A 12,620-nucleotide genomic window follows, 5' to 3' on the forward strand; every position below is an offset into this window, starting at 1 on the left:
GAATGCCCCGCCTCAAAGGCTCGGCGAGCCGGTTCCCGGATGGGTTTTCTCGTAAGCCTCTTGACACTTCAGACAACGGCTCGCGGTGGGATAGGCGTTGAGGCGCTCAATTCGAATCGGCTGTTCGCAATCGATGCACAAGCCGTAACCGCCTTCGGCAATCCGAATCAAAGCCGCGTCGATCTCGCGCACTTCATGAATATGGCGGTCGATATTCGCCAGATTGAGATCCACCAGCAAATCGGCGACCGCTTCCTCTTCATGATCGTGAACCCGGCCGGCCAACTCGAGGTACTGCTCTTCATCGCTTTTCAATAATTCGTCGCGGATCTCTCTGCGCAAAACGTGAAAGCGTTCCTTCAAGCGCCGTTTGAACTGATTCAGCTGTCGATCGGTCAATATATCGTCCATTCTTTCTACCTAGAAATGTTTACAAGAAGCACTTTAATCGTGCTTTAATCGATCATCAAACCTTGTAATATAATCGCGAGGCTAATTAAATAGGAGCTCGATAAAAAATGAAAGCCGCATTGATCATTCTGGCGATTTTCGCCGTGATTTTTGTTTTGCCGGTGACCTGCTCCGGCAGCCGGGAGATTCATGCATCCTCCCTCAATACCGCCTACCGGTCCGCCCGAATGGTAAAAAACTACATTCGCGACGATGCCAAACGCTTGGAATTTCAAATGGCATTCGGCACCTTGCAACAAATCAAAACCGATGAAGGGGGGCCGGAGGCCTTTCTGGATGCGGTGGACGGCAAAGACGCCGATGAGATCATCGCCCTCGCCCGGGAGGAAGTCAATGCCCGCATTACCCAGGGAGATGAACGTTATGCCCAATATCAAAATTGGGAAAACATGGTGGAGCAATTGACCAAAAATACCCCCAAAGTCTTGGGAAGTGAGCGCGAACAACGGGCTTTCGAATAAATAACCTCCCCCGTCGTCGATTTAAAAATGCCGCCACAGGGGCTGTCCCCAGGTCAGCCCCGTTTTTCGGTCATTCCCGCTTTGCAGATTCTCCAGTCAGGTTAAAATAGTCGCTTTGAGATAGCGAAAAAGGACACCGATGCGCACCAGTCAATTTCCCCTACATACGCTCAAAGAAACGCCCGCCGACGCCGAAATTGTCAGCCATCAATTGATGTTGCGCGCAGGGCTCATCCGAAAGCTGGCCGCCGGCCTCTACACCTGGCTGCCCTTGGGTATCAAAGTGCTGCGCAAGGTCGAGCGCATCGTCCGCGAAGAAATGGACCGCGCCGGCGCCCTGGAGCTTTTGATGCCCGCCCTTCAACCCGCCGAATTATGGCGCGAATCGGGCCGCTGGGAACAGTACGGACCGGAATTGATTCGCCTTCGGGACCGTCACGAGCGCGATTTCTGCCTCGGCCCCACCCACGAGGAAATCATCACCGACTTGGTGCGTTCGGAAATCAAGAGTTACAAACAGGTACCGGTCAATTTCTATCAGATTCAGACCAAATTCCGCGACGAAATTCGCCCCCGCTTCGGCGTCATGCGGTCCCGCGAGTTCAGCATGAAGGACGCTTATTCCTTCCATCGGGACATGGATTCGCTTCAGGAAACCTACGACGCCATGTATGACGCCTACAGCCGGATCTTCACCCGCCTCGGCTTGGAGTTCCGCGCCGTGTTGGCCGACCCCGGCGCCATCGGCGGCAATCGGTCCCACGAATTCCATGTGCTGGCCGACACCGGCGAAGACGCCATCGCCTTTTCCACCGAGAACGATTACGCCGCCAATGTGGAGCTGGCCGAGGCCCTGCCCCCCGCCGACGCGCGCCCCGCACCGGCGGAAACCTTGGCGGAGGTGGATACCCCCGACCAGCACACCATCGAAGAAATCAGCCAGTTTTTGCAGATAAAGCCCGAGCGCATTCTCAAAACCTTGCTGGTGAAAGGCGAGGAAGACCGCCTGGTCGGCCTGCTGCTTCGCGGCGATCACGAACTCAACCCGGTCAAGGCGGAAAAGCTTTCCGGGGTCAAGGCGCCCCTGACATTCGCCACCGAGGCCGAGATTCGCGCCGCGGCCGGATGCGGTCCCGGCTCCCTGGGACCGGTGGAATTGAACGTCGAGATGATTTGCGATCACAGCGCCGCCGTTCTGGCCGACTTCGTGTGCGGCGCCAATCAAGACGGCAAGCATCTTCGCGGGGTCAACTGGGAGCGTGATTTGTCCCTTCCGGAAACCGCCGACCTCCGCAACGTGGTCGAAGGCGATTCCAGCCCCGACGGCAAAGGAACGCTGGAAATCCGCCGCGGCATCGAGGTGGGTCACATTTTCCAGCTCGGCACCAAATACTCCCAAGCCATGGGCGCCACCATCCTGGACGAAAACGGCCGCGAGGAAGCGCTGATCATGGGCTGTTACGGCATCGGCATCACCCGGGTGGTGGCCGCCGCGATCGAACAAAACCACGACCCGCAAGGCATTATCTGGCCGCAGGCAATCGCCCCTTTCCAGGTCGCCTTGGTGCCGGTCAACATGCACAAATCGGAGCGTCTGCGCGAAGCCGCCGAAGGGCTGTACCGGGAACTGCAACAGGCCGGCGTCGAAGTTCTGTTCGATGATCGCAAGAGCCGCCCCGGGGTCATGTTCGCCGACATGGAATTGATCGGCATTCCCCATCGGGTGGTTTTGAGCGATCGCCTGCTGGACGAGGAACAAGTGGAATATCGCGGCCGCCGCGATGCCGAAAGCCGCAAGGTGGACCGAAACGAGATCGTCGCCCTGCTGAGCCGAAACGCGGAATAAAAATACAGAACAAGGATGATCCAAGTCGAAAATCTCCACAAACGCTTCGGCGACGCCGTCGCCGTGGACGACGTCTCGTTCGCCATCCGACCGGGCGAGGTATTGGGCTTTCTGGGCCCCAACGGGGCCGGAAAGACCACGACCATGCGCATGTTGACGGGCTTTCTGCGCCCCGATACAGGTCGGGTTCGAATCTTCGCCGAAGACATGCAGCGCAACCCCCGCCGGGCCAAAACGCTTTTGGGTTATTTGCCGGAAGGCGCGCCCGCCTACGGTGAGATGACCCCGCGCGCTTTTCTCGATTTCATCGCCCGGGTGCGCGGCTACCGGGGACCGGAGAAACGCCGCCGCATCGAACGGGTGGTGGCGCTGCTGGAGCTGGCGCATGTTTTGGAGCGTCCCGTCGAAAAGCTCTCCAAAGGATTCAAGCGGCGGGTGGGATTGGCCCAGGCGATCCTTCACCAGCCGCCGGCGCTGATTCTGGACGAACCCACCGACGGTCTCGACCCCAATCAGAAACACCGGGTACGCGAGCTGATCCAGCGCCTGTCCGAAGACAGCTTGATCGTCATCTCCACCCATATCCTGGAAGAGGTGGCCACGGTGTGCAACCGTGCATTGATCATCAGCCGCGGCCGCATCGTCGCCGACAGCACGCCGGCGGAATTGGAGCGGCGTTCCCGTTATCACGGCGCCATTACTCTCCAGCTGTCCTCGCCGAAGCGGGCGCCGGAACTGGCGCTGTTGCCGGGAGTCGCCCACGTGGAGGCGGATCGCTCCATCGCCGGACGCTATACCTTGATTCCGGAAGCGGGCGTCGATCTGTACCCCGCCTTGCAGACTTGGCTGACCGAGCGGCGAATCGAAATCGGGGAGCTGGTGATCGAGCGGGGACGCCTGGACGAAGTATTCCGCCGCCTGACCACGGAGGAAGCGGCATGACCCGACACGCCTGGATCATCTGCCGCCGCGAGCTGGCCGGCTATTTCGCCACCCCCCTGGCCTATGTGTTTTTGCTCATTTTCCTGGTGCTGAGCGGGGTGTTCACTTTTTATTTGGGCGGTTTCTACGAGCGCAATCAAGCCGACTTGCGTCCTTTCTTCGACTATCACCCCTGGCTCTACCTGTTTCTGATCCCGGCGGTGTCCATGCGGCTCTGGGCGGAGGAGCGCAAGACCGGCACCCTGGAACTGCTGCTCACCCTTCCCATCGCCTTGCGCGATGCGGTCCTGGGCAAATTCCTGGCGGCGTGGCTGTTCAGCGGGCTCGCCTTGATTCTGACCGGCCCGCTGTGGATTACGGTCAACTGGCTCGGTTCGCCCGACAACGGCGTGATCCTGGCCGCCTATCTGGGCAGCTGGTTGATGGCGGGAAGCTATCTGGCCATCGGCGAATGCCTGTCGGCGGCCACCGCCAATCAGGTCATCGCCTTCATTCTCACCGCAGTGGTCTGTTTCGCCTTCCTCGCCGCCGGCTTTCCCGTGGTCCTGGACGTTTTCTACCGCTGGGCCCCTCCCTGGCTGGTGGACGGAGTGGCATCCCTGAGTTTTCTCGCCCACTTTCAGGCCATCGGCAAGGGCGTACTGGATCTGCGCGACCTGTTGTTTTTCCTGATCATGATCGGAGGCTGGCTGACCGCTTCCAGCATCGTGATCGATCTCAAGAAAGCGGGATAATTTTTCGATCATCCCGTAACGACAATCCTAACAACCGTATTTAAGCAGTGAACCATCGGTTAACGGCGCCTAAAATCCGGCTTTTGCTCCCCGCCTTGGCAATCCTGAGCGCGATCGGGCTGATCCATTCTCTGCCCCCCATCCGCCTCGATCTGACCGAAAACGATCTCTACACCCTGTCCCGAGGCACCCGGCACATCCTCGCTCAATTGGAGGAACCGATCACCCTGGAGTTTTATTTCTCCAACCGAGCCACCAAAGACATGCCGATTCTGCGCACCTATGCCCAGAGGGTCCGGGAGCTGCTGCAGGAATACGAGCGCCTCGGGAAAGGTCGAGTAACCCTCCAGACGATTGATCCGGAACCCTTTTCGGAAGCCGAGGATCAGGCGATGGCACGGGGACTTCGGGGCGTTCGCCTGGTGCCGGGGACGCCCGAAGTCTATTTCGGCGTGGCGGCGGTTACTTCCGAAGATGAAACCGCGGTGATTCCGTTTTTCAACCAAGAACGGGAAGCCTATCTTGAATACGACATCAGCGAACTGCTGGTTCAGGTCAGTCGCGACCATGCCCCGCGGCTGGCCGTATACGCCGAGCCGGATTTGCTGGTGCGCGGTGGAATCAATCCCTTCAAGCACGAGCCCCAGGACCCCTGGGTGGCGATGGAAAAAATCGCCCAATTTTACGACGTGACCTGGCTCCCCGAAGACTTCCAAGCGATCCCGAAAAACTCTGATCTTTTGGTTTTGATTCACCCCAAGGCGCTTTCCGAACCTGCTTTGTACGCCGTCGATCAGTTCGTCGTGGGCGGCGGCAATGCCCTGCTATTCGTCGATCCATACGCGGAACTGGACGGCCCGCCGGCCTTCGTCCAACCGGGCCGGAAGAAAAGCTCCGACCTCAACCGCCTGTTCCGCGCCTGGGGCTTTGAACAGATCCCCGCCAAATTCGTCGGCGACGACCACTACGCCACCTCGGTCAGGATCGCCGAGGGACGCCCGGCTTCCCGTCACTTGGGCGTTCTGACGCTGGATTCGACGGCCTTCGAGGACAATGTGATCGCGGCCAATCTTGACAAGCTGATGCTGTCCTCGGCCGGAGCCTTCCGACCGCTTCCCGAGACAAGCATTCGATTCACCCCCTTGATTCATTCCAGCGAGCAATCGATGCTCATGCCGACCGTGGCACTCGATTATCTCTTCGATCCGGCCATTCTTTACGATGCGTTCAAGCCTTCCGGTCAATCCTTTATCCTCGCCGCCCAAGTGGAGGGCCGTTTGTCCAGCGCCTTCCCCGAGGGTGCGCCGAACCCGGACCCGGCCGTCCAAATCGGCGGGAATGCCGATTTGGACGCACACAGCGCGCCCCGAAGGGGGGCAGCATCAACCCCCCATCTTAACCAAGCCGATGACCCTTCCCAAGTGTTGGTCGTGGGAGACAGCGATTTTTTGGCCAACCGTCTCTGGACCCGCGTTCAAACCGGGCCGGACGGCAATCGGATAACCACACCCTTTGCCGACAATGCTGCCTTTTTGATCAACGCCATCGACCATCTCACCGGTCATCCGGATCTGATCAGCATCCGCGGACGGGGCCGTTACGAGCGGCCGTTCGAGCGGGTCGAGCGCTTGCGCCGTGAGGCGGAAAAACAGCTTCAAGCCAAATTGGAAACGTTGCAGCAGAAGTTGGAAACCACTGAACGCAAGCTGGCGCGGCTGGAGTCCCGGAAAAACGCCGGCGCCACCGGTCGAAGCGGCGAGACCGGCGGTCTGACGCCCCAGCAGCAGGAAACTTTGAACGCGTTTCGGCAGCAGCGCCTGCAGATACGTCAAGAACTGCGGCGACTCCAACATCGCCTCAATCAGGAAATCGAAGCCCTGGGGACGCGATTGAAGCTGATCAACATCCTGCTCGTGCCTTTGCTTTTGACCCTCGCGGTGCTTGTGCTGCATGTGGGCCGCAAGTTCAGACGCGCCTATTCCCAACCCACCGGATGACCGACGTCCAGCCCCAATTGGACCGAAGCGCTGCCGCGATTGACGGCGATTTCCACCAACCCCATGGAATTCATGTACCACAAAGGCTGTCCCTCGGGAACGTCGGCAAAAGTTCGCGCATGGGGTATACCCCCCCCTTGCCAACGCAATCGGCGCCCCTTCCAGTCAAAGCGGTAGGTCAAGCCGGTCACGGCGTTTCCGAAATGATCGAGGTAAATCACTTCCGCCAGGTCGGCGGACCAGGCGGACAAATCCGGTCCTTCCCAAGAAACCAATACATCTTCATATTCTCCTCGGGCAAGCCAGGCGGCCACCGGCGCGAACAGGTCGCGGCCGTGGAAGCTGGACGATAGATGGTCGGGCCGCCAAACAATCCGATACCACTTGGGAGGCGTGGCGCTTCGCAGCGCAACCGTATGGAACAAACCGTTATCCGGCCCTACGAACCATTTATCCTCCGCTTTCAGCGCCACCGGAAGCCGTTTGCTGCCCACGCCCGGATCCACCACGCACAAAAATACCGTACCCGCCGGCCACCAGCGCGCCAACGCTGCCAAAAGGTAAGCACTGGCGAAAGGATCGGTCGACGGCGCATTGTTGAGCAGGTCGATCACCTCCATCCCCGGCGCTTCCCGTTTCAAGGCCGCAATCATCTGCCCCAGATAAGGTCCTTGACAACCGAAATCGGAAAAAGTCACCAACATGCGTTTTTCTCGGTTTGAAATTGGGTATAGAATTGCCACCGATGCGTTCGAATCCCTCGTCCACCCTCTAGGAGATTCATCATGCGAATCCAGGCCGAATTCTCCCTCATCCCCCTGACCGGAGACCCCCATCTTGCCAAAGATATCGCCTTGTGCGAAAAGGTTTTGCGCGAGCACAATTTGGAGGTTGAATTGCACGCCATGGGCACCAATATCGAAGGGGAATGGGACACTTTGATGAGTGCCCTCAAAGCCTGCCACGAAGCGGTACACCAAACGGGTCGCAACCGACTGTACACGGTGATCAAAATCGTCAGCAACGTGGCGGGAGAAAAGCCCTTCGCGGCGAAGGTCGAAAGCGTCCAGCATCAATTGGACGCGCTACAAGGAAAATAGGACCCCGATAGCTCGACGGCGAAACAACTTCGGCCCCAGCTCGCTTAAGAATCGGGCAGAACGGAGCTTTTCGAATCCCGCAAGGCTTCCAGGCCGGCAAAATCGAACAGTTCCGAATCGGCCAGTTGCGACGGAGCGACGTTTTGCAAGGCTCGGAAGATGGTCTCCACCCGCCCCGGGTTGCGCTGCTCCCACGTCTTGAGCATGGTCTTCATGGCCTGGCGCTGGAGGTGGTCCTGCGAGCCGCATAGATTGCAAGGGATGATGGGAAAGGCCATCTGCTGGGCGTAGCGGTCGATGTCTTCTTCCTGACAATAGGCCAGCGGCCGAATGACGATATGCTTGCCGTCGTCGCTGAGGAGCTTGGGCGGCATCGCCTTGAGGCGGCCGCCGTAAAAGAGATTCAGGAAGAAGGTTTCGACGATGTCGTCGCGGTGATGACCGAGCGCAATCTTGGTGAAACCGTGCGCTTCGGCAAAACCGTAGAGGGTTCCGCGTCGCAGTCTCGAGCATAAGCCGCAAGTGGTCTTGCCTTCGGGGATCACCTCCTTGACCACGCTGTAAGTATCCCGCTCGATGATGTGATAGGGGACGCCGCGCTCCTCGAAATAACGGGGGAGGACGTCCTCGGGAAACCCGGGCTGCTTTTGATCCAGATTGACCGCCGTCACCTCGAAGCGGACCGGCGCGGTCTGCTGCAGATTGAGCAGGATCTCCAGCATCGTGAACGAGTCCTTGCCGCCGGATACGCAGACCATGATCCGATCCCCGTCCCGGATCATGCGGTAGTCGGCGATCGCCTGCCCCACCTGACGACGCAGGCGTTTCTGGCGTTTGTTGAACTCGTAACGCTGCCGCCCCGTGAGCGCGGCAGCGGGTTTCAAGGCGGGCTGGGTCATTATCAGGAATAGCGCTTGAGTATCAAGGTGGCGTTGGTGCCGCCGAAACCGAAACTGTTGGTCATGACCGTATTCAAGGGCGCGTCGTCGATCCGCTCGCGGACGATGGGGAATCCTTCGGCGCCCGGATCGAGACGCTCGATGTTGGCCGAGGCCGCGATGAAGCGGTTCTCCATCATCAGGAGGGAATAGATCGTCTCCATCACCCCGGCACCGCCCAAAGCGTGGCCGGTCAAGGATTTGGTGGAACTGACCGGGGGAATATCCTCGCCGAACATTTCCTTCAACGCTTCCAATTCCCGAATGTCTCCCACCGGCGTGGAAGTCCCGTGGGCGTTGATGTAATCGACCTTGTCGTCAACCGTCGCCAGCGCCTGGCGCATGCACCGCACCGCGCCCTCGCCGGAAGGCTGAACCATGTCGTAACCGTCGGAGGTGGCGCCGTAACCGACGACTTCGGCGTAAATCTTGGCGCCTCGGGCCAAGGCCGTCTCCAGATCCTCCAGCACCACCACCCCGGCACCGCCGGAGATCACGAATCCGTCGCGATCCGCATCATAGGCGCGCGAGGCCGCCCGGGGACGATCGTTGTATTTGCTGGACAAGGCCCCCATGGCGTCGAAGGTCAAAGTCAGGGTCCAGTGCACCATCTCGCCGCCGCCGGCGAATATCCGCTTCTGCTTGCCCATTTGAATCAATTCGACCCCGTGACCGATGCAATGCGCGCTGGTGGAACAGGCCGAACTGATGGAGTAATTGACCCCTTTGATCTTGAACGGCGTCGCCAAGCAGGCGGAATGGGTGCTCGACATCACTCGCGGCACTCGATAGGGACCGACTTTCTTGATCCCGCGTTCCCGCAGAATATCGGCCGCCTCGACGATGTCCTTGGTCGACGGCCCGCCGGAACCCATCACGATGCCGGTACGCTCGTCGGACACTTCGGCCTCGCTTAAACCGGCGTCGGCGATCGCCTCTTGCATGGCGATATAGTTGTAAGCCGCGCCATCCCCCATGAAACGGTAAATTTTACGATCGATCCGCTCGGCCGGATCGAGCCGAATCGGGCCGTAAACATGGCTACGCAGACCCAGGGTCCGGTATTCTTCCGAGGATTCGATCCCGCTTTTGCCCTCGCGCAATGACGAGCACACCTCTTCTTTGTTGTTACCGATACTGGAAACGACCCCCATACCGGTGACCACTACCCGTTTCATACCCATTGCTCTCCTACGTACTCGTGCAAAAGTTGTTTGGTCTATCGGGAGCACACAAGTTTTTTCCGCCAATCTTATTTTATATTCCATACTCCCGGCGTACCCCCGCTTACCGCATATCTTGACAGGGAGGTTAAAAGGAATCCGTCGAGGTGAACAAGCCGACCCGCAAATCGCTCGCCTCGTAAATGGTCCGACCGTCGCACTCCAATCGAGCATCGGCGATTCCCATTACCAATTTACGCAGCATCACCCGTTTCAAATCGACTCGATAGACGATTTTCTGATGGGTGGGCAGCACTTGACCGCGGAATTTGACCTCGCCTGAACCCAACGCCCGGCCTCGCCCCGGCGCTCCCATCCAGCCCAAGAAAAAACCGATCAACTGCCACATGGCATCGAGCCCGAGACATCCCGGCATGACCGGATCTTCCTCGAAATGACATTGAAAAAACCATAGATCCGGATCAATGTCCAACTCTGCGACAATTTCGCCTTTTCCATAGCGTCCCCCCGCATCGCTGATATGCGCAATCCGGTCGAACATCAACATAGGCGGCAGGGGCAGCCGCGCGTTCCCCGGTCCGAATAGCCTCCCATGCCCACACTCGAGCAGATCTTCGTATGTGTAACTATTTTTATTCTGCATGAATCCCGCGCCAGTCCACAAAACTTAAACGAATTATTATCTTACAAGCTGAAAATAAATTCAGCAGAATATGCTGTCCAAGCATCGCACTTATTGATTTTCAGAATATGGGACAATTCGGCGGATAGATGCGCCGGATTTAAGTCCACAGGCTCAGGATTTACGAGTTGGGACCGTCAACACTTCGGAACCCGAGGCCTCTGCGAGTCCCAACCACCTGCTGACAGGCGCTGTTGCCCCTCGGTCTTTCCATTTTTCCCATTAACCCGATCGAGTGCAAGCCAGCTTGGTGGGGGATTTTTTGGAAGCCCCCTCACCGACCGGCACGGGGCGGGCATATTTTTCAAGACGTCGGGTGACGCCACCCAGACGCTGTTGGTAAATCATGGCATAACTCAGAACGCGACGCACATAACCGCGGGTTTCCCGAAACGGGATGGTTTCGACCCAGATATCGGCGTCGACTTCGGACCGGGGCAGCCAGCGCTCGACCCGATGCGGACCGGCATTGTAGGCGGCGGTGGCAAGCACGAAATGATTGTCGAATCGCTCTAGCACGGATTTGAAATAAGCCGTTCCGTAACGCACATTGGTGTCGGCATTCAATAACACGCGGGACGAACGCCAACGCTCGTGCAGCCGTCGCGCCACCCGGCGGGCGGTGTAGGGCATCAACTGCATCAAACCGCGGGCGCCCGCAGGCGATGCGGCGTGGTCGTCAAAGGCGCTTTCCTGGCGAATGATGCCATAGACATAGGCCGGATTCAGTTCCCGGACGGAAGCGTATTTGCGTACCTGGTCGAGGAATCGAAGGGGGAAGCGAATCTCGAGATCGTCCCAATGCTCGGCTCGCCCCAGGGCGAAAATGGCCATCTGGGACCAGCCCAAACGCCGGGCCAGAACGGCTGTTGCCAAAAGCTGCTGACGATCGGCGTGATTCAACAGATACCACCATTCGCGCCGCGCATCCCAGTAGCGATCGAGGGCGGAAAGCTCTACGATCGCCCGTACCGTGCGATTTTCGGAAAATCTCTCCATCGCTTCGGCGGAGACATCCACGGGATGATGGTCGATGGCATACGGCCGCTGCAAACGATCGGCGGCCAAAAAACCGTACAAGTCGGCTTCCCGGGCCACTTTCTCCAGCAATGGCCGGGCGACATCGTCTCCCCGCAAGGCCTCTAGAGCCCGGGCTTGCCAATAAAGCCATTGATCTTGGGATCGCTCATCGGCGAGCAAACGCGCAATCGCTTGCGTCACTTTGGGCCAGTCCTGATTCCGCAGTGCGGCGCGCACCCGCCAGGTACGTACCGTCTCGTCGGAAAAAGCATCCGGGATTTGAGTCAACCATGCCCAAGCCCGGGGATCGTGACGCCAGGCCAAACGCAGTCCAATGTGCCGCAACCCCAAAGCATGCTGGCGCCGAGAAAGACGGTCCGAGGCTTGGCGCCGGTTCCAGAGTGCCATGGCCGCCTCCAGATCCGTACGTGCGAGGCGCTTGATGGCATGTACGATCAAGCGCCCGTCGCGCTTTGAAAATTCGGACCAATCGCCGCAGAGCAGCCCTTGCGGTCGACGCGTTCCTGCCAGCCAACGCTTTGCCCGGTCTCGCTGGGCTTCGTCGGGCAGGAAGCGAATCAGATAACGAGCCAGGCGGAGTTTATCGTTCTCCAGGGCCAGGCTAAACCGCCGCCAAACCAATTTCGATTGCAATTGACCGGCGCCGCGCCAGGCCTCGAACAGAGGATCGCAGGCCTTGGGCTGGGAGCGACCCACCAGCCATAAACGCCGGGCGGTGCGCCAGGCGCCTCTGCGATTGCCCAATTCGTAGAGCGCTTTGCCATAATGGCATTGCAGCTCGGTATTTTCCAAATCTCGATAAAACCGCAAATAGTCACGCCAGCGCGCTTGGGCGGCCAAGAACTTCAGCAGCCGAATTCGTAAGGGCCGAGCGTAACGGGTATCGGCGAAGCGGCGCAGAAATTCACCGACCGCTTCCACGTCTTCGGGGTGATCGAGGTAATCGCGGTATCTCAGATAGGGCTTGAGGGGATAATCGCCGAGCCTGGTCAGCATCGATTCGAACCGATCCCGATCGCCGTTTTCGAGGGCGCGTTCCGCGGCGGCGAACCAGCGACGCTGCTGCTCGATGTCCCGGGTTTCCGATCCAACCGCCGACGCCGCTCCCCATAGCAGAAAAATGCAGCCGACCCCGACTCGGTGTAACAAGGAAAAAAAACCTTGTCCCATCACTGTCCTCCGATTGCCTATAATGATGGCCACTTTGAAAATCGACCTACCCTT

The 12,620-nt window shown here is 58.9% G+C and carries 11 protein-coding genes and 1 pseudogene; 6 read left to right on the plus strand and 6 right to left on the minus strand.

The genetic code is table 11. The features are described from left to right. Nucleotides 1-12: 12 nt before the first annotated feature. The gene (locus tag H035_RS0110600; RefSeq protein ID WP_022948952.1) at nt 13-411 is read right to left on the minus strand and encodes a TraR/DksA family transcriptional regulator; all 399 of its coding nucleotides are present in this window, start codon (nt 409-411) and stop codon (nt 13-15) included. Between the two features lie 107 nt (nt 412-518). On the opposite strand from H035_RS0110600, the gene H035_RS0110605 reads away from it, so the two are divergent. From H035_RS0110605 to H035_RS0110625, 5 genes and pseudogenes are all read left to right on the plus strand, one after another. Further along, nucleotides 519-932: a hypothetical protein gene (locus tag H035_RS0110605; protein ID WP_022948953.1), complete on the plus strand. Its 414-nt coding sequence runs from the start codon at nt 519-521 to the stop codon at nt 930-932. A 139-nt stretch (nt 933-1,071) separates the two neighbouring features. Next, a complete protein-coding gene (locus H035_RS0110610; RefSeq protein ID WP_022948954.1) occupies nt 1,072-2,778 on the plus strand; it encodes a proline--tRNA ligase in 1,707 nt (568 codons plus the stop codon). Between the two features lie 57 nt (nt 2,779-2,835). Beyond that, nucleotides 2,836-3,720: pseudogene (locus H035_RS0110615) on the plus strand (ABC transporter ATP-binding protein); the annotation flags it as partial. Further along, nucleotides 3,717-4,454: an ABC transporter permease subunit gene (locus H035_RS0110620; RefSeq protein WP_022948956.1), complete on the plus strand. Its 738-nt coding sequence runs from the start codon at nt 3,717-3,719 to the stop codon at nt 4,452-4,454. The pseudogene H035_RS0110615 and the gene H035_RS0110620, both read left to right, overlap by 4 nt. 47 nt (nt 4,455-4,501) lie before the next feature. After that, the gene (locus H035_RS0110625) at nt 4,502-6,451 is read left to right on the plus strand and encodes a Gldg family protein (protein WP_022948957.1); all 1,950 of its coding nucleotides are present in this window, start codon (nt 4,502-4,504) and stop codon (nt 6,449-6,451) included. On the opposite strand, the gene H035_RS0110630 is transcribed toward H035_RS0110625, so the two are convergent. Further along, on the minus strand, nt 6,430-7,155 hold the full coding sequence (locus tag H035_RS0110630) for an SAM hydrolase/SAM-dependent halogenase family protein (RefSeq protein WP_022948958.1): 726 nt from the start codon (nt 7,153-7,155) through the stop codon (nt 6,430-6,432). The genes H035_RS0110625 and H035_RS0110630 overlap by 22 nt on opposite strands. A gap of 81 nt (nt 7,156-7,236) precedes the next feature. On the opposite strand from H035_RS0110630, the gene H035_RS0110635 reads away from it, so the two are divergent. Continuing rightward, entirely contained in the window at nt 7,237-7,551 is a 315-nt protein-coding gene (locus tag H035_RS0110635; RefSeq protein WP_022948959.1) for an MTH1187 family thiamine-binding protein, read from the plus strand. 44 nt (nt 7,552-7,595) lie between these two features. Here the strand turns inward: H035_RS0110635 and ttcA are convergent, their stop codons facing one another. The 4 genes from ttcA to H035_RS19280 form a co-directional block, all read right to left on the minus strand. Then, nucleotides 7,596-8,450 (minus strand): tRNA 2-thiocytidine(32) synthetase TtcA, encoded by an 855-nt coding sequence (gene ttcA, locus H035_RS0110640; protein WP_022948960.1) that lies wholly within the window; start codon nt 8,448-8,450, stop codon nt 7,596-7,598. A gap of 2 nt (nt 8,451-8,452) precedes the next feature. Further along, on the minus strand, nt 8,453-9,667 hold the full coding sequence (gene fabB / locus H035_RS0110645) for a beta-ketoacyl-ACP synthase I (protein WP_022948961.1): 1,215 nt from the start codon (nt 9,665-9,667) through the stop codon (nt 8,453-8,455). 133 nt (nt 9,668-9,800) lie between these two features. Beyond that, nucleotides 9,801-10,316: a 3-hydroxyacyl-[acyl-carrier-protein] dehydratase FabA gene (gene fabA / locus H035_RS0110650; RefSeq protein ID WP_026596498.1), complete on the minus strand. Its 516-nt coding sequence runs from the start codon at nt 10,314-10,316 to the stop codon at nt 9,801-9,803. Between the two features lie 261 nt (nt 10,317-10,577). Continuing rightward, on the minus strand, nt 10,578-12,566 hold the full coding sequence (locus H035_RS19280; RefSeq protein WP_022948963.1) for a transglycosylase SLT domain-containing protein: 1,989 nt from the start codon (nt 12,564-12,566) through the stop codon (nt 10,578-10,580). Nucleotides 12,567-12,620: the final 54 nt, after the last annotated feature.

The sequence above is a fragment of the Methylohalobius crimeensis 10Ki genome (assembly GCF_000421465.1).
Taxonomy (GTDB): domain Bacteria; phylum Pseudomonadota; class Gammaproteobacteria; order Methylococcales; family Methylothermaceae; genus Methylohalobius; species Methylohalobius crimeensis.